Here is a 24,687-nt window from a genome sequence, read left to right as displayed (position 1 = left end):
GTACATCTGATTAGGACGGTATCCCTGAGCAGTGAAATCCCGCGAAACCCAAGGCCCCCGAGGGTCATTATCAGGATTCTTGAATTCTTTTTTTTGTCGTTCGCTTAACGGTAGCAAGTTGACGGTTGCGATGAACAGCTCTTTGGATTTCCCATAGACGAATATGTTCTCATGGCCGTCGCCCAAAGCTGCACGAAAATCTGGAGATGTCCTTTTTTGCCAAACAACATTGGCAACAAAATTCGCCCGCCAAAAAACCTCATCCATAATCACTTTCAGATAATGCGCCTCCCGATCATCAATACTGACCCAAATCGACCCATCCTCTGCCAACAACTCGCGCAACAACTCCAGCCTAGGCCACATCATCGCAAGCCATTGCGAATGTTCCAGATTGTCGTCGTAATGCTCGAACGCGGACCCCGTGTTATAGGGCGGGTCGATATAGATGCACTTCACTTGCCCCGCATAGAACGGCAGCAGCGATTTCAGCGCGGCAAGGTTGTCGCCTTGGATCAGCATATTGCCCGTGTCGCGGTCGCCGTAGCCCAGACTTGGCACCTCTTCCAGCAGTCGGTACGGCACCTTTTCCGTGGCCCGCACATCCTGATCCCGCGTCAGCCACCGCAATGTGGGCATTCTTCACCAATCCAATCAATTACACTTCAGCAACAATACCCTTTCGTATATGTTTATTGAGTCTTTGTGATATGTGCAAACCGATTTGCAACTTGCGGAAGACTGAAAAGGGGTGCCAGATCGGCCTTGTTTGGCGGAAATGTCACCACAGCGCGGGATCAGGCGCGACACAGTTTTTATAGGGCTGGCACCGCATTGGCTGATAATCGGGGCCTGCGCTGCACTTTGCGCTGCCCATCTGCCGCTGGCGCAACGGCAGACAAAATGACTTTGCAGCCATTACAGGATGTGCTGCAACCGGCCAAATCAACCGCCCTGCTGCCTGCGCCAAAGCCTATTTGCGCGACCAAGGCCAGCGCGAGCCTTTCGAAGCGGTCAGCGCCGTGTTGGCCTCGGCGAGAGCTGCGGTTAATCTTTCTGCCTGTTGCCGCCAAGCATCCCTTTCTGCCTTTGTCTCGGCCAAAGCCTCTTCCAGCTGCCTTAACTTGCCGTGTAACGCATAGGCAGTGCTGGGGGTTTCGTGGGCGGGAGGCGTTACTGTAACGTCACGAACGGCTTTAGGGGGTGTCGATATTTGGTAGAGCCTGACCTTGCCCTGCGCCAGATTTTGAGGCGCAAGTGGTTCGGGGTTTAAGGGCTTTACGGTAACGTCATGAACGGGCGTTAGGGCTGGGAAAACCTGAAAAAGCGCGACAGGGTCGATCTCAAACCCACCCCGGTCTGTCTTTTTGGCTGGGATAAGCCCGTTCCGGATCGCCCGCGTGATGGTTGGCACGCTTTTCCCTGTTGCCTTGGCGGCCTGTCCTGCACTTAATTTCATGCTGTAACGCTACCCTGTTTCGCCCTAAAGCTGACTTTAGTCGTTACTGTAATGCATTAGGGTTGAAAAGTAGAGCAGATTTTTCGGCTGGTGCGCGGTGCAGAGCAAAGGGGGCGCCCGATATCTCGGGCGCCCGATTGGTTTAGTTCAACGACTCGGCACGCTCGGCGTCGACGATGGTTTGGGCTTTGGCAACCGAAGCCTCGAAGGAGGCCAGAACCTCTGGGCCGCCTTTGACATTGGTTTTAAACCAATCCATCACAGGCGCGACAGATGCCTTGAAGGCGGCTTTTTCTTCGGTGGTTGGCACGTAAACTTCACCGCCAGCGGCTTTGAAATCGGCATAGGCTTGGATTTCTTTGCGCTTGGGGCTGGCGAAAGTCGCCTGTTGCAGCGCCGAGAAGCCGTCGACCACGATCTGCTTTTGCGCATCGGTCAGCGACATAAAGCGGTCTTGGCCCATCCACCAGAAGGCACCCATATAAGAATGGCCGTCCAGCGTCAGGTATTTCAGGCCTGCATCTGGGAACTTCATCGACATGATGTCGGTGATGCCGTTTGCGGTGCCTTCCACCACGCCGGTTTGCAGCGAGGTGAACAGCTCTGGCCATGCGATCGGGGTCGGCGAGGCGCCAAGCGTGGTGGCCACGAACTGCGGCAGATCAGCTGGCACGGTGCGCATTTTCAGGCCGGCCAGATCGCCCGGACCGCTGACGCGCTTTTTGGTATTGGCATAGTTGCGCCAGCCGCCGGTGTTGCCGACGGTCATCAGACGGATCTTGTCGCCCGAATCCTTCAGCGCCATTTCGCGCAGGGTTTTGGTGAAATCAGTCTGGGTCAGCGCTGCTTCGGCGACGCGGTCATCCGACATCAGATAGGGCAGATCCAGCACCTGAATATAGGGGAACAGCCCCGCAGCCCCGCCCGAGGTCGAGATATAGACGTCGATCGAGCCATCGGCGACGCCTGCCAAGCATTCATCGCCCTTGGCGCAAAGCTGGGTGCCGATGAACAACTCGACCTTGATCGCACCGTTCGAGGCGTTCTCGACATAGTTCTTGAACACCACCAGACCGTCATAGTCTTCGTCGTTTTCATTCGAATTGGCGGTGGCGCGCAGGGTGATCTCTTGTGCCATTGCAGCGACAGAGGTCCCCATCATCAGGCTGGCCAAGACCAGCGATTTTAGTGTTTTCTTAAGCATTGTCTTCTCCCTGTTTAAACACGTCTGTTAGTGGACGAAGCCAAAGATCCTTGGCACCGTCAGGCTTAGGGCGGGGAAGTAGGTGATCAAAAAGATCACCAGAACTTCGACCGCCAAAAACGGTAGGGTGGCGCGTGCGATGGTTTCCACGCGCAAACCCGAGACCGAGGAGGTGACAAACAGCACCAATCCCATCGGCGGGGTCAGCAGGCCAACCGTCAGGTTGACCGCCATGATGATGGCAAAATGCACCGAATCGACACCCAAAGAGGTGAAGATCGGCCCCAAGATTGGCCCCAAAATGATGATCGCGGGGCCGGCATCCAGAAACATGCCAACAATGAACAGCAAGATGTTGATCAAAAACAACAGGATCAACGGGTTGTCTGACAGGCCAAGGATGATGCTGGCCAGCAGTTCGGGGGTATGGGACAGGCTGGCGACGGTTTTGAACGCCATCGCAGCCCCCACCAGCAAAAGCACCACGGCCGAGGTCATGCCAGCGCGGGTCAGCACATCGGGCAGGTCAGACCATTGCAGCGTGCGCATCACAAACAGGCCGATCAGGGTGGAATAACCCACCGCGATGGCGGCGGCCTCGGTTGGAGTGAAAACGCCGCCCAGAATGCCGCCCAGGATGATTACAGGCGTCATCAGCGGCCAGATCGCCTTAAGGCTGGCTTGCCCCCGCTCGCCCCATGTGGCGCGGCGGGTGGCGGCGGGCAGGTCGTAGTGATCGGCCATGAAATGGATCAGCAGCATCAGCCCGCCGCCGATCATGATGCCCGGCACGATACCGGCCAAAAACAGCGCCGCCACGCTTTCGCCCATCACATAGGCATAGATGATCATGATCCCCGAAGGCGGGATGATCGGACCGATGATCGAACTTGCCGCCGTCACCGCTGCGGCAAAGCTGCGGGTGTAGCCTTGCTTTTCCATCGCAGGGATCAGCATTGACCCCAAGGCCGAGACATCGGCCACCGCAGAGCCCGAAAGCCCGGCAAACAGCATCGACGACAGCACATTGACATGCGCCAGCCCGCCGCGCAGGTGGCCAATCATGGCTTGGCTGAATTCAACCAGCCGCAGGGTGATGTTCGAGCGGTTCATCACCTCGCCCGCCAGCATAAAGAAGGGGATCGCCATCAGCGGAAAGCTGTCCATGCCGTTGTAGATATTGCGATAAAGCAGCACGATGTCGCGGGTTTGCCCATTCATCCACAGCAAAATCGCCGGGGCTGCGATCAGGCCAAAGAACACCGGCAGACCCAGCAGCAGCAGAACCAAGAACAGCGGCAGGAAAAATGACAGCATCTATTCGCTTCCCATCACTGCGGCATCGGCGATCAGCACCAGCTGCGCCTCTTGGCCAAATAGGGTCGCGGTGGCGCGCAAGATCAGCTCGACACAGACCGAAATCAGCAGGCCAAGCCCAACGACAAGCGAGGCCATCATCCACGCCTTGGGCACTTTGACCCAAGTTGAAAGATCAAGGCTGTTTGGCACCGACAGGCTGTCGGTGGCAAAGCGCCCGCCAAGGCCGGTGGTTTCCGACCAGCCGATTTGCAGCCCGATCACCAGCACCGCCAAAGACAACAGCAAGAGCAAGATGGTCAGCAGGGCGGCAGGGCGGCGGGGCAAAAACCGCACCAGCATCTCGATCGAGACAAAGCCGCCGCGGCGAAAGGCGGTGGGGGCCATCAGCCCAGCCATCCACAGCATCAAAAATCTTGCGGCCTCTTCTGGCCAAGGCAAAGCGCTGCTTAAGACATAGCGGAAAAACACTTGCAGCAAAATCGCAACCACCATCAGGGCGACGCAAAAAGCGCCAAGACGGCGACCAAGCGTCAGCAGGGCGGCATTCACCGCCCCCAACCCATTGGTCAGACCCAATAAGGCGCTCATCGCGCTCCTCCCCAGTTGCGCCACCCCGAAATGGGGTGATGCCTCGCTTAGACCTTGGCGGAAAACCCGCCGTATTGGCCCTTTTTAAACACCAGCCCTGCAACATCGCGCTGGCTGGCGCGCAGCACTTGGCCCACGACGATCAGATGATCGCCTCCTTCGTGGGTTGCGTGCTGCACACAGTCAAACCGCGCCGCGGCGGTGGTCAGCACCGGCACGCCCTCGGCGTTGATCTCGTGGTCCAGCCCGTCAAAACCGGCGCCGCCGCGCATAAAGCGGGCGATGATGTCGTGTTGATCCTCGGCCAGAATATGGATGGTGTAATGCTGCGCCACGGCAAAATGCGGATAGCGCGAGGCCGATTTCGACGGCGACCAGATCACCAAAGGCGGGTCCATCGACAGGCTGGAAAAGCTGTTGGCGACAAAGCCCATCGGGCCCTCTGGCCCGGCGATTGTCACCAAGGTGACGCCGGTGGCAAAGCAGCCCAAAGCGTCGCGAAAGGCGCGGGCGTTGGCGGCGTCGGGGATAAAGGTAAAGCCGTCAGGCAAAGCACCATCCGCCATCATGCCACCTCGCGCCCAAGGGCGAGGCTGTAAAGCTCGAACCAGGTTTGGCGGTCCATTGCAATTTTGGTGGCATCCGACAGGCTGGCGATACGGGCCAAGGAATTGGTGCCCATCACCGGCAAAATCTGTGCGGGGTGGCGCAGCAGCCAAGCCACGGCAACCGCGCTCCAATCCGTGCCATGCTCGTCGCCAATCGCGGCCAGACGGTCGCGCAGCTTGGTGTCGGCTTGCGACAACAACTGCCCCCCTGCCAGCGGCGACCAAGCCATCAGCGGTTGGCGGTGCTGTTGATGATAGGCGACATCGCCATTGGTAAAGCCCTGATGCGCCATCAGGCTCAGTTCGATCTGGTTGGTGACAAGCGCAGACTGCATCCCCGATTGCAGCAAGGCCACATCATAGGGCCGGAAGTTCGACACCCCAACCGCACGGACTTTGCCGGCGGCAACCAAGGCGTCAAGCGCTGCTCCGGTTTCCAGAGGGTCCATCAGCGGATCGGGGCGGTGGATCAGCAAAAGGTCAATGGTTTCAATCGCCATCTCGCGCAAAGACGCCTCGACCGAGGCGTTGATATGCGCGGCAGAGGTGTCGTAATACTTGACCCGCGCGCCCGAATGGCGACCGACGGGGGCGATGATATCGCATTTGGTGATGATCTGCATTTGCGCGCGCAAGGCAGGGGCGGCGCGCAGGGCAGCCCCCAGCAGCGTCTCGGCGGTATAGCCGCCATAGATATCGGCTTGGTCAAAGCTGGTGATGCCTTGGGCCAAGCAGGCCTCGATCTTGGCTTGCACATGCGCGGGCGAAGTATCGGCATCATCGCCAAGCCGCCACATGCCGTAAACCAGCCGCGACAGCTCGATCGTGCCTAGGGTAACCCGTTCCATTAGCGTCTTTCTCCGATGCCCAAGGGCGTTTGGGGTGTGCTGGCCGGAATGCGGCCATATTCTTGTGGCAGCGAGCAGGTTTTCAACTGCGGCAGCACTTTTGTTCCAAAGTGATCGGCCTCATCCAGATGCGGGTAACCCGAGAAGATAAAGGCACGGATGCCCATTTTTTGATAGGCCTCGATCTTGGACATAATCTGATCTGTCGATCCGACCAGTGCCGCACCGCAGCCAGAGCGCGCACGACCGATGCCTGTCCACATATGCGGTTCGATATAGCCAAATTGATCGGCCAATTCGCGCGCCCGTGCCTGATGGGCAACGCCAAGGCTGATGCTGTCATGCGCGCGGTCGCGGATCAGGGCGCCATATTCATCGTCAAGTTTCGAGGCGATATGCTCGGCATAATCTTTCGCCTCGGCTTCGGTGTCGCGCACGATCATATGCACGCGCAGCCCGTAATCCAGCGTGCGGCCATGGGCCTCGGCGCGGGCGTGGACATCGCGCATGCGCTGGGCCAATTGCGCCATCGGTTCGGGCCACATCAGATAGACATCGCATTGCGCGCCGCACAGTTCCAACGCATCGGGCGAGTAGCCGCCGAAATACAACAGCGGCCCGCCGTTTTGCTGATAGGGCTTGGCCGGATCGGTCGGCACGCCTTTGAACTGATAGACCTCGCCGTCGTGGTCGATGGTGTCGCGCGTCCAGGCTTGGCGCAAGATCTGCACCACCTCGTGGCTGCGCTTGTATCGAAAGGCCGAAGAGGCAACCTCGCCGGGAAAATCTGAAGAGATCACATTCAGCGTCAGACGGCCTTTCAGCATATGATCCAGCGTCGCCACGGTGCGCGCCAGCATGATCGGCTGCATCTCGCCGCAGCGGATGGCGGCAAGGAAATTGATGCTTTCGGTGATCGGGGCGCAGCCTGCGACAAAAGACAGCGTGTCTTGGCCGACCTGAAACGACGAGGGGCAGAGGATATTGCGAAAACCATGCCCTTCGGCGCGTTTGACGATGGCCGAGCAATGCTCCCAGCTTGAACGCAGATCGCCGTTGGGCACGCCAAGATAGGCGTAATCATCCGAGCAAAGGGCGGCAAACCAACTGATTTCGGCCGCAGTCAGATCGGGGGATGTGATCGGCACGATGGTCATTGATTCTCTCTTTCGCAGAGTCACCTTTTCTCTTGCGTAACACCCACTTTGATGTAGATCAATACTGTATCAATTTTCCAAGAGGAATGCAGATGGCCGCAGCAGGGTCATTGCCGCTTTACCAGCAGATCAGCGAATTGCTGATCCGTGACATCGCCTCTGGGCGGCTGATCGAGGGCGAGCGTCTGCCGCCCGAACGCGATATGGCGGCAGATTTGGGCATTGCGGTCGGCACCCTGCGCCAAGCCCTAAAGGATCTGACGGCCAAGGGCCTATTGGACCGCGTGCAAGGTTCGGGCAATTACATCCGCGCTAAGGCGGATCCTGCCTCGGTTTACGCCTTGTTTCGATTAGAGCTTTTGTCGGGCGGCGGGCTGCCAACGGCGCAGGTTTTGTCGGTGGACCGTGTCGCCAAAGACCCCGCCTTGCCCGCCTTCGGCAGCAGTGATCAGGGCCACCGCATTCGGCGGTTGCGGTTCTTGTCGGGCAAGATCGCGGCGGTGGAAGAGATTTGGCTCGATGGCGATTACATCGCGCAGATCCCGATCGGGGATTTATCGGAATCGCTCTATCTGTATTATCGCCAAAAGCTGGGGCTTTGGATCGCGCGGGCCGAAGATGGCATCGGCCAAGCGGCGCTGCCGGATTGGTCGCCACCCAGCTTTCCGCATCTGGCGGGCAGCGCTTTGCCGTTTATCACCCGCCTCAGCTGGGGCCAAGATGGCCGCGCGGCAGAGGCGTCCTGGACATGGTATGACCCCAATGTTGTGCGCTATGTCGCACGGCTTAAATAAGGAAAACTTAGGTGAAATCAGTTCGCTACGGGATTATTGGCTGTGGAATGATGGGGCAAGAGCATCTGCGCAACATAGCGCTTTTGCCCGATGCCGAGGTGGTGGCGATTTTCGAGCCAGACGCAGGCATGCGCGCGCGGGCGCAGGCCTTGGTGCCTGCGGCGAAAATGGTCGGGTCTTTGGCCGAGGTGCTGGCCGAAGCGGCGGTGAACTGTCTGCTGATCGTCTCGCCCAACCATATGCACCTTGGCCAGCTGGAAGAAATCGCGCGGCTGCGGCCCTTGCCGGTGCTGGTGGAAAAGCCGCTGTTCACCGACGAGGCCGATGTGGCGCGGATGGCGGCGCTGCGGGCCAGTTATCCCGCGCCGATTTGGGTGGCGATGGAATACCGCTATATGCCGCCGGTGGCGCATCTGATCCGCGAGGCGGTTGCCGCCACGGGGGGCATCAAGATGCTGTCGATCCGCGAGCATCGCTTTCCGTTTTTGCAAAAGGTCGGCGATTGGAACCGCTTTAACCGCAACACCGGCGGCACTTTGGTGGAAAAATGCTGCCATTTCTTTGACCTGATGCGGTTGATTGCGGGCTGTGATCCGGTGCGGGTGATGGCCTCGGGCGGGCAGGCGGTGAACCATCTGGACGAGGTTTATGACGGCGAGACCTCGGATATCTGGGACAATGCGCATGTGATTGTCGATTTTGAAAACGGCATGCGGGCGATGCTAGAGCTGTGCATGTTCGCCGAAGGCGCGCGCTATCAAGAAGAGATCGCGGCAGTGGGCCCCTTGGGTAAGATCGAATGTCTGGTGCCCGGGCCGGGGCGGTTCTGGCCTGCGCATCTGGGCGCTGCCCCGGTGCCGCAAGTGGTGGTCAGCCCGCGCAATCCCGCAGGGCCAAGGGTGCTGGAGGTGCCGGTGGACCCGAATTTGCTGGCCGCAGGCGATCACAACGGCTCGACCTTTTATCAACACGCGGGCTTTGCCCAAGTGGTGGCCAAGGGCGGCGTGCCAGATGTAACGCTGCAAGACGGCTGGTGGGCGGTGGCGCTGGGCAAGGCCGCGCAGATATCAGCCCGCGAGGGGCGGGTGATTGGCACCGCAGAGCTGCGCGCTCTTGGGCCGCAGTAAAGCCGCTTTGGCGAGCAAGGCCGCGGCGTTTTTCCGACCTAAATCTGCACGCGGCACCAGACCGCATCATGATCCGAGAGCGGCTTGCCCTCTGGAGTCAGGGCTGCGATCAGGGCTTTGTCTTGCAGATGCAGGCCCCTTGTGCCCAGCCAATCCAGTTTCATTTGTCGGGTCGGGTGCGGGGTGATCAGGCTTGGGCGGGTGGTCATGCCAGCTGGCGTGGCTGACCACGCATAGCCCCTTGCGCTGGCCTGCGCAAAAAGCGTCTCGGCGCGCCAATCGAAATCGGGCGGCATGTGGTTTCCTGTGTTCAGATCGCCACCGATCAAGACCGGCAGATTTGGCGCAAAGGCTTCGATCTGGTCCAGCAGCAGGGTGAACTGCGCCGCACGGTGCTTGGCATCGGCATTGCTTTCCAGATGGGTCGAGACAACGCAGATCTCGCCCATCGTGGTCGCCACCACCGCCAGCAGCGCCATCCGGCCACCAACACGCGGCTGATCGGGGTCGGCCTCCAACTCGTCTGCGGAAAACCAATGGCCGTGATCGTCCAGCCGCAGCATGGTCACGCGAGCAAAGGGCGCGCGGGAGAGGATCGCATTGCCGTGCCAGCCGTGGGCGTTGAACCTGTCGGTGCAAAACGCCCGCTCGGTTGGGCCGCCCAGATCAAGCTCGTGGAATTCGACGCCAAAGGCATAGACCATGCCCAAAGCCTGCGCCATGGCTTCGGTGGTATGGCGCTGGGCGGTGCGAGCCATGCCGTGGTCAACTTCGGAAAGCAAAACAATATCAGGTGCATAGCTTGCCAAAAGATCGGCGCTTTCTTGCGGAAAGAGGCAGCGCTCGACGTTCCAAGCCGCGATCGAGATCTCTGGCCCCAGCTGCGGCACAGCTGCGGTTCCGCCGGTTTGCACCGCTGACATCGCGGGCAATTCAGCCAGCAAGGCGCGGTGGCTGGCGGCTGTACGCGGTGCGGCCAGAATGCGAGCGCGCTGATCGGCGGTGACATCGGGCAGGGCGGAGACAACCATACTCACAGCCGCACCCCAGTGTCTGCGGCAAAGAGCGACAGCGTCTCGGGCTTGAAACTGGCGCGCAGCGGGCCGGTGCTTGCGGCGATGTCTTTGCTGACATGCAGGCTTATCGGCTGTCCCAACAGGCTGCCATGCAACAGCCGATGCGCGCCCAATTCCTCGACCAAAGCGATGTCCAGCATCAGCGGGCCAGCGGCGTCAGGCGTAATGTCCTCGGGGCGCAACCCGATCACCACCGCGCCCGAAGCCGCCTTGGGGGCCGCAGCAAGCCTTAGATCACCAATCTGTGCCATGCCGTTCAAAATCTCGCCATGCAGCAGGTTCATCGGCGGCGCGCCCATAAACGAGGCCACAAAGGTGGTGGCAGGGCTATGATAAATTTCGGAGGGGCTGCCGATCTGTTCGATGCGGCCTTCGTTCATCACGATAATTCGGTCGGCCATGGTCATGGCTTCAACCTGATCATGCGTGACATAGACCGATGTGACGCCAAGGCGGCGCTGCAAGGCTTTTATTTCAATCCGCATCTGGTTGCGCAATTTGGCATCAAGGTTCGACAGCGGCTCGTCAAACAAAAACAGCGCCGGATCGCGTACAATCGCGCGCCCCATCGCCACCCGCTGCCGCTGGCCGCCCGACAACTGCGACGGCTTGCGGTCAAGATAATCGTCCAGGTTCAGCAGCGCCGAGGCCTCTGCCACCTTTTGATCAATCTGCGCCTGCGGAATTTTGCGGTTCTTCAGCCCGTAGCCGATGTTTTTGCGCACGCTCATATGCGGATAAAGCGCGTAGTTTTGAAACACCATCGCAATGTCGCGGTCGGCTGGGTCGATGTGGTTGACCAAGCGCGCGCCGATGTGCAGATCGCCTGCGCTGATGTCTTCCAGCCCTGCAATCATCCGCAGCATCGTCGATTTGCCACAGCCCGAAGGGCCAACCAGCACGATAAATTCGCCATGCGGAATCGAAAAGCTTGCCGGATGAACGGCGGTAACGCCGTTGGGATAGGTCTTGGTGATGCCAGAAAGCGTGACCTGAGCCATAAAAATAGTCCTTATTTATCCGATTCCGTCAGACCTTTGACGAACCAGCTTTGGAAAAAGACGACGATCAGAACCGGAGGCAAGATCGCGATCAGGGCCAGCATATTGGCGCGGCCATATTCGGGGATCTGGTTGCCTTCCAGCATCTGGGTGATTTGTTTGATGCCGCGCACAAGGGTGAACATGCCCTCGTCGGTGGTGATCATGGTGGGCCAAAGATATTGGTTCCAACCGTAGACAAACATGATGATGAACATCGCAGCCACCATGGTGCGCGACAGCGGCACAAGGATGTCGAAGAAGAACTTCACCGGCCCCGCGCCATCTATGCGCGCGGCCTCGACCAGCTCTTCGGGGATCGAGCGAAAGTATTGCCGGAAAAAGAACGTCGCCGTGGCCGAGGCGATCAGCGGCACGATCAGACCTTGATAGGTGTTCAGCATCCCCAGCTTTTGCACGATTTCGTAAGAGGGCAGGATACGCACCTCGAGCGGCAGCAGCAGGGTGGTGAAGATCATCCAGAAGGCAAAGCTGGCAAAGCGCAGCCGGAAATAGACGATGGCATAGGCCGCCATCATCCCCAGCACAATCTTGCCAATGGCAAAGCCAAAGCCAAGGATCAGCGAATTCCATAGCATATTCAGACCAGTATTGGCACCGGCAAAGCCGTCAGCTTTCAGCATCGCTTTCAAAAAGTTGTCGTCCAATTGGCTGCCAAAACTCAGGCCCGGCCCGTTTTTCATATTCACCAGATCGGGCATCGAGGTCATCTGCAACAGCATCAAGACCGGCAGCATCATGAACAAAGATCCGATGATCAGGATCACATGATCCAGCACGGTCGACAGGCGCAGGCGGGGCTTTTGCATGGCAGATCCTTAGGTGTAATGGATGCGGCGTTCGACAAGCCGGAACTGCGCGATGGTCATCGCCAGCACCAAGACCATCAAGATCACCGATTGCGCAGAAGAACCGCCCATGTCGTTGCCGCGAAAGCCGTCAACATAGACTTTATAGACCAGCGTCATCGGGTTGTTGCCCGGCTCGCCTTTGACCAAAGTGTCGATCACGCCAAAGGTGTCGAACAGCGAATAGGTGATATTGGTGATCAGCAGGAAAAATCCTGTCGGTGCCAGCAGCGGAAAGGTGATGTCCCAAAACCGCCCCGAGGCCGAGCGATTGTCGATCAGCGCCGCCTCGCGCACCGACTTCGGGATCGATTGCAGGCCGGACAGAAAGAAGATGAAGTTCACCGGAATCTGTTTCCAAACCGAGACCAGAACCATCGCAAAGGCGGTGTCATAGTAGTTGACGCCCAGTTTGAAATCCCAGCCCAGCATGGTCAGAAACCGCGTCAGCGGCCCCCAGCTTTGGTTGAACAGGATAATTCCCATCACCCCTGCCACGGGTGGGGCGACAGCATAGACCCACATCAGCGCGGTGCGATAGGCCTTGGCGCCCTTGATCACCTTATCGGCCTTGACCGCCAACAACAGCGCAATCGCCAGCGAAAGAAACGTTACAAGCAGGGAAAACACCACCGTAAAGCTTGCCGCGCGCGCATAGGGGGCAGACTTCCACAGCGAGGTGTAATTGGCAAAGCCGACAAAGGTCTCACTAAAGCCAAAGGGGTCTTGCAGATAAAAAGACGAGGTCAGCGCGTGCCATGCGGGCCAATAAAAGAACACCACGATGATCGCCATCTGCGGCAAAAGCAGCAGGATCGGCAGCCAACGGTTGGTAAAAGCGGCGCGTTTCATGGGGCTGTCCTTTAAAAGATAGGTGGCCGCAAGCTGCGGCCACCCGAGGTGTTACGATTACTGCGCTTGGGTCTGTGCGAACTTGGCCAGCAGGTCGTTGGCTTCGGTTTCGATGGTGGCAAAGCCTGCATCAACCGTGGTCTCACCGCCCAAGATGCGACCGAATTCACGGTTCATCACGTCGCGGATTTGCACATAAAAGCCCATGCGATAGCCCTTGGTATTGGCGCCGGCTGGCAAGGAAAGCTGCTGGATACCAACTTCGGCAGCAGGGGCCTTGGCGTAATAGCCATCAGCCTTTGCCATCTCATAGGCGGCCGTGGTGATCGGCACATAGCCGGTCTCGCGGTGCCACATGTACTGCACTTCGGGCGAGGTCAGATATTTGAAGAAGGCCGCGGTGGCTTTGTTCTCTTCTGCCGATTTGCCCGACATCGCAAACAGCGACGCGCCGCCGATAAAGGTCTGGGTTGGCTCTTTGGTCACCGATTCCCAATAGGGCAGATAGGTGGCCGAGAATTTGAACGGCAGGTCCAGCTTGGACAGACCGCCGAACGAGCCCGAAGACCCCATCCAGATCGCGACTTTGCCTTCTTCGAACGGCTTTTGGTTGTCGTTCCAAGCAGCGCCGTAGTAACCGAACCAGCCCTTATCGAGCCAGTCTTTAACATGGCTCCAATGCATTTTGATCTCGGGCGAATTCACCAAGATCTTGGTGTCGACGCCGTCATAGCCGTTGTTGTTGGTGGCAAACGGCAGATTGTGGCGCGACATGAAGTTTTCGACCCAGATCCAAGGCGAATGCGATTCAGCCAAAGGAATGTAGCCCGCTTTCATCAGCGCAGGTGCGGTCACAGCCTCAAATTCTTCATAGGTTTTTGGCGCGGTCACGCCGGCCTTTTCCAGCGCATCGACGTTGTAATACATGATCGGCGAGGAAGAGTTGAACGGCATGCCGATCATTTTGCCAGCGCTGTCGGCGTAGAAATAGCGCACGCCCGAGATATAGTCGTTGATGTCAAACGGCACACCGTTTTCGGTCAGCAGGTCTTGCACGGGCACGGTTGCGCCCTTGGCCCCGATCACAGTCGCAGCGCCTGCGTCGAAAACTTGCAGGATGTTTGGCTGCTCGCCGGCGCGGAAAGCCGCGATGCCTGCGGTCAGGGTCTCTTCATAGGTGCCCTTGAAGGCTGGGGTGATTTTATAATCGGTCTGGCTTGCGTTAAAGTCGGTTGCGATTTTGTTGACGGTTTCACCCAAAGCGCCGCCCATAGCGTGCCACCAAGTGATTTCGGTCTGAGCCGAAGCCGCGCCTGCCATCAAAGACAGGGCTGCTGCCGTTGCGAGCGAGAATCTTGTCATTGTTTTTCTCCGGTCATTTGAATGCCCGAAACGGGCAGACAGCGATGGCCCGCGCCAGCCCATAAGGGATCAGCGCCGGCGGATACAAACGGGTCCATGCAGACCCGTCCACGACGTCCAGGAAACGTGGGCCGAGCCTCTGCTCTTGCCGCCGATTCTGCACACGTGTTCACATAGCCAAGCAATATAACACCGCGATGACAGGTGGCGGTTTTTACGAAAAATTCACCGTCGCGGCGTCAAAACTGATCTGGCAGGATCAGCTTGCCCGCATCGGGCGCGTTGTGGTGGTAATAGGGCCACTTCAGATAGCGCGCGACCGCCTCTTGCACCACATCGGCGTGATGGCCGCGCACCATTGCAACGTGATGCTCAAAGCCGTTTTGCGTCACAAAGCGCATCAATTCGCGCAGGCGCGTCACCTTTGTAACCGCGATGCCGCCATCCATCGGGAAGGGGTCATCAGTAAAGCTGCCTTCGCCCAGATAGCATTTCAGCCTGCCCGCGCGGTCGTCCGAGGACAGCCGGAAATAGGTCATATCGCCGGGCTTGACCTTGCCCTTGACCGCGCCGAAGCATTTCGAGCGGCCAATGCTTTCGCCCAGAACATCCAATTCGCCGATTTCCGGCGTGTCGCCGATAAAGCTTTTGGGGAAATTGCCGCAATGGGTGCAAACGCAGGTATCGGGCTCATAGCCGTAGTTGTTGTTCCAATCCAGAATCGCCGGCGGCGCGCCCGAGGCCAGCGCCAGCGCATACATCGACAGCGCGCCCATGATATCGACCTCGCAGGCCGAGGGCATCAGCTCTTCGCCCATCATCGACATGGTGACGCAGGTGGCGCAGCCAAAGTTGTCTTGCAAAGACCGCCAGCACTGAATGGCGCTGGCATCGCATTCGTTTTCCTCGATCCAGCGATTGACCGCGAGCGTCCATTTCGCTTGGGTTAAGATCTGCTGCGCGGTGATATGGGGGGCTATGGTGCCGTAGGCCTTGATCTTTTCCATCTTGGCCAAAAGCGCGGGCTCGTCATCTTTGATCTTGCCCGCCGCGCCCATCATCTCGGAAAGATCGACCGTGACGACGGTGATCCCCGAGGCCTGCAACAGCTTTTCGGAATAGCGCATGGTCTGGAACGCGCCGGTACGCGCGCCAATCGCCCCCAGCCGCGCCCCGCGCAGGCCACGCACGGTGCGGCAGACCCGCGAAAACCGTTCTAGGTCGCGGCCAAATTCCGCGCCACCGGTGTCACAGGTGTGGGTGGTGGTTTCGGTAAAGGGCACGCCATATTGCCAAAAGTTGTTGCTGACCGAAATCTTGCCGCAAAAGGCATCGCGGCGGCTGTGGATATCAACCTTGTCAACCTCGTCATTGCTGGCTTGCAACAGGATCGGCACGCCCAGCTTGGCACGGTTGACCAATTCGACGATGGCAATTTCATCGCCAAAATTCGGCAGGCAGATCACCAGACCGTCGATCTGGTCGCGATGGGCTTTGAAATGGGCGGCGTAAAGTTCAGCATCTGCAAGGCTTTGTACCGCGCCATTCGCTGTGGCCTCATAGGGCAGGGTCACCACATCGATGCCCAAGCGCGCCAGATGCGCCAGAACCTCGGTTCGCGCAGTCAGGCAGGGGGCGGGGCTAAAGAACGCGCGGCTTCCGATCACTACGCCAAGTGTCACCCTGCGTCGAATGGTCAGTGTCATAATCCCCCCTTGCAGCGCAGGCCATGTGCCGCGCCAAATCGCTTTGGCTGATGGTGGCGCGGCGGGCTTTGCACTGCAAGAGCTATTGCAGCCCTGCCAAAGCTGCGCTGCACATATTGCATTGGGCCGTGGATTTTTCGAGCGGCAGGTCGCTGATCAGAGCGCTTTGATCGCCAGATCTGCCATCTGCAAGATCGCCTCGCGCGTGCTGGCAACGGCGATAAAGCGGGCCTTGTGACAGAATTTCGCGCCCTTGACCCCGCTTGCGGCTTCCAGAGCGGCGTCGCTCAGCCCTGCCCAAGCTTCGGGCAGATCGGCACGCTGCTCGAAGGTGTCATTCGACAGCTTGATGCCGCCCAAAGTCCAATCGCCGCCGCGCGGCACCACCACGAACAAAATATGATCCGCGCCTGCTTTATCGAGTGCGGCGCGGTAGGGCATGCCCATCGGCAGCTCTAGGATCGGTGAGGCCCCTGCGGCTGCAATCGCGGCAAGGGCGGCAGTTTGCGCCCGCGCGCTGGCCGCCAGATTGCGGATCTGCGCTTCGACAAAGATCCGCGCCACCGGCAGGGCGGCGTGAAAGGCATCGTCATCGGCCGAAGGCGACAGATCATCATAAGACGGCTTCAGGCTGCCCAAAAGCGAAGGCAGCGTCAGGATCGACAGCACACCCGCAACCGAAGGTTCAATCGCGCCATTGTCCAACAGATCAATCGGCAGCACGAATTTGGCGTCAAACTTGGCGTGGATCGGGTCGATGTCGGCCTCTGGCACCTGCAGGGCTGCAAGATAGGCGCGGCCATAATGCGCCCAGATCAGGCCAAACGAGCTGAAGGGTTGGCCGTCTTCGCGCAAGGGGCTGGGGCGCTGGTGGTGGTCGAAAATCTGCGCCTCGGCATCATAGGCGCCGCCGACGTCATAGATGATCTTATCAGCGCTTGGCGTGATCAGCTGTTTGTCGCGACTGCGCAGCAGGTCTGCTTGCGGGAAAAGCCGCGTCAGAATGACCGAAGACAGCAGCTCGTCTGCGTGAAAGCCGCCGGAATGGGTGACAAGAAAGTTCAGGGTCATCGCGCGGCTCCAAATGCAAAAGGCGACCCGAACGGCCGCCTTATTGCCCGCCTCTTCTCAGATGAGCCGCGCCAGATCAAGGTTTGATTGCGCAAAATTTGCGAAAACCACGGGCAAGCGCGCCCGCCCGTGGCTGGTTTTGGGCAGATCAGACGTTGCGGTAGGGGCGTCCGGCCTTGACCATGGTTTCGTTATATTTGCGGAAGATGCCAACGACCTTGGCCTTGGTTTCGCTTTCGGCTGCTATCTCGTCCCAGAACTTTTGCGCGGCCTCTTCGACGGTGGTCCATTCCTCGTCCGAAATCGAGGTCAGCTTGGTATCGGCGCCTTCAACCCGCAGACGCGCTTCGCCTGCCCAATACCAATGTTGGCGATAGTAATGCGACTGCTCGAAGCAAACGCGCATCAATTCTTGCAGATGCGGCGGCACTTCATTCCAGCGGTCCATATTGGCAAAGAAGTGGCCAATCCAAGCGCCCGAGATATTGTTGGTCAGGAAGTTCGGCGCAAGTTTCGCCCAAGAGGCAGTATAAACCTCGGTGATGCCCGACCATGCCACGCCATCAAGCTCGCCAGTTTGCAGCGCGATTTCAATGTCTTCCCATGGCAGCGTCACCGGCACCACGCCAAATTGCGCCAAGAACCGCCCTGCGGTTGGGAAGGTGAAGACGCGCTTGCCTGCCAGATCAGACAGTTTGGTGATCGGATCTTTCATCGAGAAGTGGCACGGATCCCAGCTTCCTGCCGAGATATGCTTGATGCCGATCTTGGCGTATTCTTCTTTCCAGATCTCGTCCAAACCATAGTGGTTGAACAGCGCCGGCACATCCAAGGAATAGCGCAGCGCCAGCGGGAAATAGCCGCCAAACACCGTGACTTCTGTGGGCGAGGCCATCGAGTCGTCATCCGATTGCACCGCGTCAATGGTGCCGTTTTGCAGCGCACGCGCCAGTTCAGCGGTGGGGACAAGCTGATCGGCGTAGTAAAGCTCGATCTCCATCTGGCCTTGGGCGATCAGGTTGAAAGCGTCAACGGCGGGCTTCACAACCTCGGCGCCAAGGGCGGTTCCGGCATAGGTCTGCATCCGCCATTTGATCGGCGCTTGGGCTGCAACAGGCGAGGCTACGGCAGCCGCAGCGGCACCAATGGCACCGGTGGTGATAAAGGTACGTCTTGTGGTCATTGTCTTACTCCATGTTGAAAGGGGACGCCCCGTAACCGGGGTCTGGTTACAAAGTCACAGCAGTGTCGCAGGCAGCCAAAGTGCGATCTGGGGAAAGACCATCACCAGCACCAAGGTCAGGATCATGACAAGAACGAAGGGGAAGACCGAACGATAAATCATCGGCAGGGTGAAATCATCCGGTGCCATCGCGCGCATCAAGAACAGGTTATAGCCGAAAGGCGGCGTCAGATAGGCGATTTGGCAGGTGATGGTGTAAAGCACGCCGTACCAGATCAGATCGAAGCCCAAGGCCTTGGCAAGGCCAACATAGATGGGGGCGACGATCACCAGCATGGCGGTGTCGTCCAAAAACATCCCCATCACCAGAAAGCTCAGCTGCATCAGGATCAGCACTTGCCAAGCCGTCAGCCCCAGATCGCGCACGAAAAAGTTCTCAATCGCGCGGCCTGCGCCCAAGCCGTCAAACACCGCGCCAAAAGACAGCGCTGCCATGATGATCAGCATGAACATCACCGTGATCGCCAGCGTGTTGCGGGTGGCAGTTTCAAACACCTGCCGCGTGAAGCGCCCCTTTAGCACCGCGGCCGCCACCGCCGTCAGCGCGCCGATCACCGAGGCTTCGGTCAGGCTTGTCCAGCCTTTGACAAAGGGGATCATCATCGAGGCAAAGATGATGATCGGCAAAAGCGCTGCCCGCAGCAGCCGAAAGCGTTCGGCCCAAGTGATCTGGGCGCGTTCTTCGGCCGACATTGCGGGCGCAAGTGCTGGATTGAACCAGCAGCGGATCACGATATAGCCGATGAACAGCACCGCCATCAGCAGGCCGGGCAACAGGCCTGCCAACCACAACTGGCTGACCGGCTGGCGGGCGATTTGCGCAAACAGCACCAGCACCACCGAAGGCGGGATCAGAATGCCAAGGCTTGATCCACCCTGAATAACGCCTGAAATCATCAGCTTGTCATAGTTGCGCTTGACCAATTCGGGCAGCGCAATCGTCGCCCCAATCGCCATGCCCGCCACCGAAAGCCCGTTCATCGCCGAAATCATCACCATCAGCAAAATGGTGCCAATCGCCAGCCCGCCGGGCAGTGGGCCAAACCAGACATGAAACATTTTGTACAAATCTTCGGCCAGACGGCTTTCGCTCATCACATAGCCCATGAAGACAAACATCGGCAGCGTCAGCAGCGCGTTCCATTTCATCAGCTTGAGGATCGAGGAATACCCCATATCAGAGCCCCCCGGGCCCCAAAGCAGGATCGCCGCAACCACCGCCACAAAGCCAATCGCGCCGAAAACGCGCTGGCCGGTCAGCATCATCAGCAGCATGGTCGAGAACATCAAAATGGCGATCAGTTCGTAAGACATCAGATTTCCTCGCCGCGCCAAATCGCGATATCGCGGAACAGATGCGCCACCGCCTGCAAGATCATCAGCACAAAGCTTGCGCAGATGATCGACTTGATCGGCCAAAGATAGGGCCGCCAGCCCGAGGCCGCGCGCTCGCCAACGTCAAAGGAATAGACCATGCTGCCAAAGGATCCGTAAAGCATCACGCCCAGATAAAAGATCAGCACAAACACCGTCACCGCATCCCAAATCGCCTTGGTTTTCGGGCTTTGGCGCGCATAAAGCAGATCCATCCGCACGTTGGTATCAAGTTGGAAGGTATAAGGCGCGCCCAAAAGGTAATAGGCCACAAGCGTGAATTGCGCCATTTCCAGCGTCCAGATTGCGGGCAGATGGATGATCTTGGTGATCGAAGACCACAGCAAAATGCCCATCATCACAAACAGCAGATACATCGCGAACCGCCCGACGCGGTAGTTCAGCGCCTCGACATATCGCACATAGGTTCGGCACCAATTCGGCATCTTCAGCTTTTACGCCTTTGAATGAGGGGGTGGCCACCAGAAAACCCGCGGCTTTGACGGCAAGAGATCATCGCAGCGGGGCGGGGCAACCTGTGAGTCATGCTCACAGGTTCCTCCGCCCTAAGGGCTTTAGTCAAGATGTTTTCTTCTGCGGCGGGGTTTGTAACAATAGTTTCTATTTGGACTGCCGCTTATTTGGTCAGCCCGCAAACCACCTGCACGGTCTAAGCGTTCGACGCCAAGGCCCGCGCAAAGGCGTGATACGAGGCTTTGGGGGTGCGGACCAAGGTTTCGAAATCGACATGCACCAATCCAAAGCGCTTTTCATAGCCTTCGGCCCATTCATAATTGTCCAGCAAGGACCAATAGAAAAAGCCTTTGACCTGCGCGCCCTCTGCCATCGCGTCCTTGGTGGCCTGCAAATGCGAAAACAAAAATGCCTCGCGCACCGCGTCGGGAATCTCGCCACCTGCAATCTCATCAGCGTTGGCCATGCCGTTTTCGGTGACATAGATCGGCAGATTGCCGATATAATCGCGGTGCAGCCGTGTCAGGGTAGCGCGCAGACCTTCGGGGTAAATCTCCCACCCCATCTGGGTTTTTGGGCGCGGGCCTGCAACGCTGCGCAGATGCGGCCAAGCGCTGTTGGGGGCATGTTCGACGATATTGCGGGTGTAGTAATTCACCCCCAGCCAATCAAGCTTTTGCGAGATCAGCGTCATGTCGTCTTGCCAATTTGCGGGCATATGCGGGCCAAGGCCTTGCAGCACCTGCGCAGGATAGCTGCCTTGGCTGATGGCCTGAATAAACCACTGATTGAAGATGCCGTCCTGACGGTCTGCGGCGGCTTCGTCGGCGGGGGTGTCGCTTGCGGCCTGCACAGCCTCGAAGTTCAGCACGATGCCCAGATTGCCTTGGCCCATGTCGCGCAAGCGCTGGGTTGCCGTGCCATGGGCCAACAAAATATGGTGCATGACACGCGCAGCTGCGCGAATGTCGCGGTGGCCGGGGGCGTGGCAGCCCAGAAAATGCGACAGCCATGCCACGCACCACGGCTCGTTTATCGTGGCAATCGAAGCCACGCGGTCGCCGATGCGCCGGGTGATGGTTTCGGCGAAATCGGCAAAATGAAAACAGGTGTCACGGTTTGCCCAACCGCCACGATCGGCCAGAGCCGAGGGCAATTCCCAATGATACAGCGTCTGAAACGGTTTAAGCCCGCGCTGCAACATGCCGTCAACAAGGCGGTCGTAAAAATCCAACCCTTCTGGGTTGACTGTCACGCCATCGGGCATCACCCGCGCCCAAGAGGTTGAAAACCGATAGGCGTCCATATTGGCCGCGCGCAAAAGATCCAGATCGGCGGGCCAATGGTGGTAGTGATCGCAGGCCCGCGCCCCATCTTCAGCGCGCACCACATTGCCGGGGGTGGCCGCAAAACTGTCCCAATGGCAGGAACCGGCGCCGCCAAATTGCGCGCCCTCAATCTGATAGGCGGCCGTAGCTGCGCCAAAAACAAAGCCTTCAGGAAAGTCGAAACGAGAAAGTGCCATGCGCATTCTTTACACTAGAGCCAAGGAAACGGCGGTGGGCCGCGTCGATTTGCGGGCAGGAATCAGGCCAGCCCGCGAAGCACTTTACCGTTAGCGCATGGGCTGCGCGCAAAACATAGCAAAATCTTCGCTTCTCAATGCGCTTTGGATTGACTGGATTTGCGTGATCTGCGACGTTGAAGCATCCAAAGCGGTTTGAGGCGAATCTCAAGCGTTAAACCTTATCTGGATTACGCCCAGCAGAGGGGCGGGGGAAATCGGGAGGATATACCTATGAAGATTAAACTGTATGCCAGCGCAGCCGCGTTGGCGATGATGGCTGGTGGCGCTTTTGCGCAGGATTTGAAATTTCCCGTCGGTGAGGGCGCCTTTAGCTGGGGCTCGATGGAAGAGTACAAAGCTGCACATGGCGATCTGGCCGGTCAAGAGCTGACCATCGCAGGTCCGTGGCTTGGCCCAGACCAAGAATTGTTCGAATCGATGCTGGCTTATTTCAAAGCTGCCACTGGCGTTGATGTGAAATATGTCGGATCCGACAGCTTCGAGACCCAAGTCCGCATTGACGCCGAAGCAGGCTCGGCTGCGAATATTTCGGTGTTCCCACAGCCAGGTCTGGAAGCAGACCTTGCCAAACTGGGGCAAGTCGCGCCTTTGACCGATGCTGATGCAGCCTGGTTGAAGGACAACTATGCCGCCGGTCAGTCTTGGGTTGATCTGGCCAGCTTTCCGGGCGCCGATGGCGTCAGCAAGCTGTTTGGCTTTTTCTACAAAGTTGATGTGAAATCGCTGGTTTGGTATTCGCCAGAGACCTTCGCCGACGCAGGCTATAAAGTGCCGTCGACGATGGAAGAGCTGAAAGCGCTGACCGATCAGATTGTGGCAGATGGCGGCACCCCTTGGTGTATCGGTCTGGGTTCGGGCGGGGCGACCGGCTGGCCTGCGACCGACTGGGTGGAAGACATGATGCTGCGCACCCAATCGCCGCAGGATTATGACGCATGGGTCAAGAATGATCTGAAGTTCAACGATCCAAAAGTTGTGGCTGCCATCGACGAATTCGGCTGGTTCGCCAACAATGACAAATACGTCGCCGGTGGCCGTGGCGCTGTTGCCACCACCGACTTCCGCGACAGCCCAAAGGGTTTGTTCACTTCGCCACCACAGTGCTACATGCACCGTCAGGCCTCGTTCATCCCGTCGTTCTTCCCAGAAGGCACGCAGGTTGGCACCGATGCGGATTTCTTCTACTTCCCATCCTATGCTGACAAAGACCTTGGCAAGCCCGTTCTGGGCGCAGGCACCGTCTTTGGCATCACCAAAGACAGCCCCGCTGCACGGGCCTTCATCGACTGGCTGAAAGTGCCATTGGCACATGAAGTCTGGATGGCACAGTCGGGCTTCTTGACGCCCTTGAAATCTGCAAATCCGGCTTTGTATGCCAATGATGCGCAGCGCAAAATGGGCGAGATCCTGCTGGGCGCTGACACCTTCCGCTTTGACGGCTCTGACTTGATGCCGGGCGGCGTTGGTGCTGGGTCGTTCTGGACCGGCATGGTGGATTATGTCGGCGGAAAATCGGCACAAGATGTGGCCGATGCGATCCAAACCTCTTGGGACGCGCTGAAGTAATCAGCTAAATATTGGCGCCTCCCTGAGCGGGGGGCGCCACCTTTGCATAATAAGCCGACGGCAGTGCAACCATTTCCGGATGGATTAACCGGTTTTACGGACAAATAAGAGGGAGGACCTCGCCATGAATCCGGCACTTCAGGGCCTGATCACCATCATCGTCGGCGTCGGCGGATGTATCAGCTATTTTTATTTCTCGAATTTGTTTCTGGACAAAGTGTTGTTCCCTATTCGTGGAACGAATGCGGGTAAAAACATCAGCCGCGCAAATATGATCCGGCCATGGCTGTTTTTAGCGCCTGCGATCTTTGCGATGGGCGTTTATCTGGCCTATCCGGTTTTTGAGACCTTCCGGCTATCGTTGATGCAGCGGGTTGCAGGCGGCGGATATGAATTCGTTGGCCTAGAAAATTATCAAAAGATGTTGCAAGAGGCCAAGTTTTGGGAGGCCCTGAACAACAACCTGTTGTGGTTGCTGGTCGTCCCTGCGGCTTCAACCGCCTTTGGGCTTTTAGCGGCGCAATTGTCGGACCGCATCAGTTGGGGCAATCTAGCGAAATCGCTGATTTTTATGCCGATGGCGATTTCTTTTGTCGGGGCGGCTGTGATCTGGAAGCTGGTCTATGACACCCGTGGTGTTGATCAAGAGCAAATTGGCATTTTAAACGCGGTCTGGCTGCATTTTAGCGGCGGTGCAATTTCGGTGCTGTTTTTGCAGATTGTGCCGATTGTTGGCCTGTTGGGCTTTGCGGCGGCCTCGGCACTGGTTGGGCTTGCGGTGCTGCGGCCGATGCTGGCGGGGCGCAATCTGGTGGCTTGGGCTATTCCCTTGCGTCTTGGTGCTGCGGGTGCAGCCGTCTGGCTGATTTGGCTGTCGCTGCGCGCGGCCCTCACCCTTGGCTTTGCCGCTTTGCCCTATGGCGAGCCGCAGACCTGGCTGACCATTCCGTTTTGGAACTCGTTTTTCCTAATGGCGGTCTTGGTCTGGATCCAAACCGGTTTTGCCATGGTAATCTTGTCCGCCGCGCTGCGCGGTGTGCCCGAAGACACCATCGAGGCAGCTATTGTGGACGGCGCCAATCCGTTTCAAATTTTCTTTAAAATTAAAGTCCCGCAGATCATGGGCACGATCGTGGTGGTTTGGACCACGATTACCATCGTTGTGCTGAAGGTCTTTGACATCGTCTACGCCATGTCCAACGGCCAGTGGGAGACGCAGGTTCTTGCCAACTATATGTATGATAAGCTTTTTCGCGCCAATGATTGGGGCATCGGTTCTGCCTCGGCGATGGTGATCATGCTTTTGGTCATGCCGATCCTGATCTGGAACGTTTATAACGCCCGTAAGGAGATGCGCTGAG

Annotated in this window: 23 protein-coding genes; 4 read left to right on the top strand and 19 right to left on the bottom strand. The window is 58.2% G+C overall.

The features are described from left to right. The 8 genes from V7Q10_RS08225 to V7Q10_RS08190 form a co-directional block, all read right to left on the bottom strand. On the bottom strand, positions 1 to 639 hold a 639-nt coding region (locus V7Q10_RS08225; protein ID WP_333868593.1), incomplete at its 3' end, for a site-specific DNA-methyltransferase. A 334-nt stretch (positions 640 to 973) separates the two neighbouring features. Then, on the bottom strand, positions 974 to 1,459 hold the full coding sequence (locus V7Q10_RS08220) for a hypothetical protein (protein ID WP_333868592.1): 486 nt from the start codon (positions 1,457 to 1,459) through the stop codon (positions 974 to 976). 142 nt (positions 1,460 to 1,601) lie between these two features. Beyond that, complete coding sequence (gene dctP, locus V7Q10_RS08215; RefSeq protein WP_333868591.1) at positions 1,602 to 2,663, bottom strand: TRAP transporter substrate-binding protein DctP; 1,062 nt, start codon at positions 2,661 to 2,663, stop codon at positions 1,602 to 1,604. A gap of 27 nt (positions 2,664 to 2,690) precedes the next feature. Then, positions 2,691 to 3,980, bottom strand: coding sequence for a TRAP transporter large permease (locus tag V7Q10_RS08210; RefSeq protein WP_333868590.1), 1,290 nt, complete (start codon positions 3,978 to 3,980; stop codon positions 2,691 to 2,693). Next, complete coding sequence (locus V7Q10_RS08205; protein ID WP_333868589.1) at positions 3,981 to 4,571, bottom strand: TRAP transporter small permease; 591 nt, start codon at positions 4,569 to 4,571, stop codon at positions 3,981 to 3,983. It lies immediately after the preceding gene. Positions 4,572 to 4,618: 47 nt separating this feature from the next. Then, positions 4,619 to 5,140, bottom strand: coding sequence for a flavin reductase family protein (locus tag V7Q10_RS08200; protein ID WP_333868588.1), 522 nt, complete (start codon positions 5,138 to 5,140; stop codon positions 4,619 to 4,621). Beyond that, positions 5,137 to 6,027, bottom strand: a complete 891-nt coding sequence (locus V7Q10_RS08195; protein ID WP_333868587.1) for an aldo/keto reductase — start codon at positions 6,025 to 6,027, stop codon at positions 5,137 to 5,139. The genes V7Q10_RS08200 and V7Q10_RS08195 overlap by 4 nt, the downstream gene beginning before the upstream one ends. Beyond that, a complete protein-coding gene (locus tag V7Q10_RS08190) occupies positions 6,027 to 7,184 on the bottom strand; it encodes an LLM class flavin-dependent oxidoreductase (protein ID WP_333868586.1) in 1,158 nt (385 codons plus the stop codon). Before V7Q10_RS08190 ends, V7Q10_RS08195 begins: the two co-directional genes overlap by 1 nt. Positions 7,185 to 7,276: 92 nt before the next feature. On the opposite strand from V7Q10_RS08190, the gene V7Q10_RS08185 reads away from it, so the two are divergent. Together V7Q10_RS08185 and V7Q10_RS08180 are read left to right on the top strand one after the other, a co-directional pair. Further along, on the top strand, positions 7,277 to 7,978 hold the full coding sequence (locus V7Q10_RS08185) for a GntR family transcriptional regulator (protein WP_333868585.1): 702 nt from the start codon (positions 7,277 to 7,279) through the stop codon (positions 7,976 to 7,978). Positions 7,979 to 8,025: 47 nt separating this feature from the next. Then, the gene (locus V7Q10_RS08180; RefSeq protein ID WP_442885841.1) at positions 8,026 to 9,105 is read left to right on the top strand and encodes a Gfo/Idh/MocA family protein; all 1,080 of its coding nucleotides are present in this window, start codon (positions 8,026 to 8,028) and stop codon (positions 9,103 to 9,105) included. A 38-nt stretch (positions 9,106 to 9,143) separates the two neighbouring features. On the opposite strand, the gene V7Q10_RS08175 is transcribed toward V7Q10_RS08180, so the two are convergent. The 11 genes from V7Q10_RS08175 to V7Q10_RS08125 all read right to left on the bottom strand — a co-directional run bounded on the left by V7Q10_RS08175 (position 9,144) and on the right by V7Q10_RS08125 (position 21,697). Then, positions 9,144 to 10,136: an endonuclease/exonuclease/phosphatase family protein gene (locus V7Q10_RS08175; protein ID WP_333868597.1), complete on the bottom strand. Its 993-nt coding sequence runs from the start codon at positions 10,134 to 10,136 to the stop codon at positions 9,144 to 9,146. 2 nt (positions 10,137 to 10,138) lie between these two features. After that, on the bottom strand, positions 10,139 to 11,182 hold the full coding sequence (locus tag V7Q10_RS08170; RefSeq protein WP_333868583.1) for an ABC transporter ATP-binding protein: 1,044 nt from the start codon (positions 11,180 to 11,182) through the stop codon (positions 10,139 to 10,141). Positions 11,183 to 11,193: 11 nt separating this feature from the next. After that, a complete protein-coding gene (locus tag V7Q10_RS08165; protein ID WP_333868582.1) occupies positions 11,194 to 12,051 on the bottom strand; it encodes an ABC transporter permease subunit in 858 nt (285 codons plus the stop codon). Positions 12,052 to 12,060: 9 nt separating this feature from the next. Beyond that, positions 12,061 to 12,942, bottom strand: coding sequence for an ABC transporter permease subunit (locus V7Q10_RS08160; RefSeq protein WP_333868581.1), 882 nt, complete (start codon positions 12,940 to 12,942; stop codon positions 12,061 to 12,063). A 57-nt stretch (positions 12,943 to 12,999) separates the two neighbouring features. Next, complete coding sequence (locus V7Q10_RS08155; protein ID WP_333868580.1) at positions 13,000 to 14,304, bottom strand: extracellular solute-binding protein; 1,305 nt, start codon at positions 14,302 to 14,304, stop codon at positions 13,000 to 13,002. 239 nt (positions 14,305 to 14,543) lie between these two features. After that, a complete protein-coding gene (locus V7Q10_RS08150) occupies positions 14,544 to 16,010 on the bottom strand; it encodes an L-fucose/L-arabinose isomerase family protein (RefSeq protein WP_333868579.1) in 1,467 nt (488 codons plus the stop codon). A 156-nt stretch (positions 16,011 to 16,166) separates the two neighbouring features. Beyond that, entirely contained in the window at positions 16,167 to 17,081 is a 915-nt protein-coding gene (locus V7Q10_RS08145) for an MYG1 family protein (RefSeq protein WP_333868578.1), read from the bottom strand. A 148-nt stretch (positions 17,082 to 17,229) separates the two neighbouring features. Continuing rightward, on the bottom strand, positions 17,230 to 18,264 hold the full coding sequence (locus V7Q10_RS08140) for a TRAP transporter substrate-binding protein (protein WP_333868577.1): 1,035 nt from the start codon (positions 18,262 to 18,264) through the stop codon (positions 17,230 to 17,232). A 54-nt stretch (positions 18,265 to 18,318) separates the two neighbouring features. Continuing rightward, entirely contained in the window at positions 18,319 to 19,638 is a 1,320-nt protein-coding gene (locus V7Q10_RS08135; RefSeq protein WP_333868576.1) for a TRAP transporter large permease, read from the bottom strand. Further along, on the bottom strand, positions 19,638 to 20,144 hold the full coding sequence (locus tag V7Q10_RS08130) for a TRAP transporter small permease subunit (RefSeq protein WP_333868575.1): 507 nt from the start codon (positions 20,142 to 20,144) through the stop codon (positions 19,638 to 19,640). Before V7Q10_RS08130 ends, V7Q10_RS08135 begins: the two co-directional genes overlap by 1 nt. 224 nt (positions 20,145 to 20,368) lie before the next feature. Further along, entirely contained in the window at positions 20,369 to 21,697 is a 1,329-nt protein-coding gene (locus V7Q10_RS08125) for a GH1 family beta-glucosidase (RefSeq protein ID WP_333868573.1), read from the bottom strand. Positions 21,698 to 21,970: 273 nt separating this feature from the next. Between V7Q10_RS08125 and V7Q10_RS08120 the strand changes: the two genes are divergently transcribed. Together V7Q10_RS08120 and V7Q10_RS08115 are read left to right on the top strand one after the other, a co-directional pair. Next, positions 21,971 to 23,326: an ABC transporter substrate-binding protein gene (locus tag V7Q10_RS08120; RefSeq protein WP_333868572.1), complete on the top strand. Its 1,356-nt coding sequence runs from the start codon at positions 21,971 to 21,973 to the stop codon at positions 23,324 to 23,326. Between the two features lie 124 nt (positions 23,327 to 23,450). Next, positions 23,451 to 24,686 carry a carbohydrate ABC transporter permease gene (locus V7Q10_RS08115; protein WP_333868571.1) on the top strand — a complete coding sequence of 412 codons (1,236 nt, stop codon included), beginning with the start codon at positions 23,451 to 23,453 and terminating at the stop codon, positions 24,684 to 24,686. Position 24,687 lies beyond the last annotated feature (1 nt).

This window comes from Cypionkella sp. (assembly GCF_036782355.1).
Taxonomy (GTDB): Bacteria; Pseudomonadota; Alphaproteobacteria; order Rhodobacterales; family Rhodobacteraceae; genus Cypionkella.
This window is presented reverse-complemented; position numbering and strand designations above follow the sequence as displayed.

Bases quoted from the DNA above. Each gene is read 5' to 3' on its own strand.
- V7Q10_RS08125 (WP_333868573.1), bottom strand. From the start codon at position 21,697: ATGGCACTTTCTCGTTTCGACTTTCCTGAAGGCTTTGTTTTTGGCGCA.
- V7Q10_RS08135 (WP_333868576.1), bottom strand. From the start codon at position 19,638: ATGTCTTACGAACTGATCGCCATTTTGATGTTCTCGACCATGCTGCTG.
- V7Q10_RS08140 (WP_333868577.1), bottom strand. From the start codon at position 18,264: ATGACCACAAGACGTACCTTTATCACCACCGGTGCCATTGGTGCCGCT.
- V7Q10_RS08180 (WP_442885841.1), top strand. From the start codon at position 8,026: ATGATGGGGCAAGAGCATCTGCGCAACATAGCGCTTTTGCCCGATGCC.
- V7Q10_RS08200 (WP_333868588.1), bottom strand. From the start codon at position 5,140: ATGATGGCGGATGGTGCTTTGCCTGACGGCTTTACCTTTATCCCCGAC.
- V7Q10_RS08205 (WP_333868589.1), bottom strand. From the start codon at position 4,571: ATGAGCGCCTTATTGGGTCTGACCAATGGGTTGGGGGCGGTGAATGCC.
- V7Q10_RS08185 (WP_333868585.1), top strand. From the start codon at position 7,277: ATGGCCGCAGCAGGGTCATTGCCGCTTTACCAGCAGATCAGCGAATTG.
- V7Q10_RS08155 (WP_333868580.1), bottom strand. From the start codon at position 14,304: ATGACAAGATTCTCGCTCGCAACGGCAGCAGCCCTGTCTTTGATGGCA.
- V7Q10_RS08210 (WP_333868590.1), bottom strand. From the start codon at position 3,980: ATGCTGTCATTTTTCCTGCCGCTGTTCTTGGTTCTGCTGCTGCTGGGT.
- V7Q10_RS08115 (WP_333868571.1), top strand. From the start codon at position 23,451: ATGAATCCGGCACTTCAGGGCCTGATCACCATCATCGTCGGCGTCGGC.
- V7Q10_RS08160 (WP_333868581.1), bottom strand. From the start codon at position 12,942: ATGAAACGCGCCGCTTTTACCAACCGTTGGCTGCCGATCCTGCTGCTT.
- V7Q10_RS08195 (WP_333868587.1), bottom strand. From the start codon at position 6,027: ATGGAACGGGTTACCCTAGGCACGATCGAGCTGTCGCGGCTGGTTTAC.
- V7Q10_RS08190 (WP_333868586.1), bottom strand. From the start codon at position 7,184: ATGACCATCGTGCCGATCACATCCCCCGATCTGACTGCGGCCGAAATC.
- V7Q10_RS08145 (WP_333868578.1), bottom strand. From the start codon at position 17,081: ATGACCCTGAACTTTCTTGTCACCCATTCCGGCGGCTTTCACGCAGAC.
- V7Q10_RS08170 (WP_333868583.1), bottom strand. From the start codon at position 11,182: ATGGCTCAGGTCACGCTTTCTGGCATCACCAAGACCTATCCCAACGGC.
- dctP (WP_333868591.1), bottom strand. From the start codon at position 2,663: ATGCTTAAGAAAACACTAAAATCGCTGGTCTTGGCCAGCCTGATGATG.
- V7Q10_RS08175 (WP_333868597.1), bottom strand. From the start codon at position 10,136: ATGGTTGTCTCCGCCCTGCCCGATGTCACCGCCGATCAGCGCGCTCGC.
- V7Q10_RS08130 (WP_333868575.1), bottom strand. From the start codon at position 20,144: ATGCCGAATTGGTGCCGAACCTATGTGCGATATGTCGAGGCGCTGAAC.
- V7Q10_RS08220 (WP_333868592.1), bottom strand. From the start codon at position 1,459: ATGAAATTAAGTGCAGGACAGGCCGCCAAGGCAACAGGGAAAAGCGTG.
- V7Q10_RS08120 (WP_333868572.1), top strand. From the start codon at position 21,971: ATGAAGATTAAACTGTATGCCAGCGCAGCCGCGTTGGCGATGATGGCT.
- V7Q10_RS08150 (WP_333868579.1), bottom strand. From the start codon at position 16,010: ATGACACTGACCATTCGACGCAGGGTGACACTTGGCGTAGTGATCGGA.
- V7Q10_RS08165 (WP_333868582.1), bottom strand. From the start codon at position 12,051: ATGCAAAAGCCCCGCCTGCGCCTGTCGACCGTGCTGGATCATGTGATC.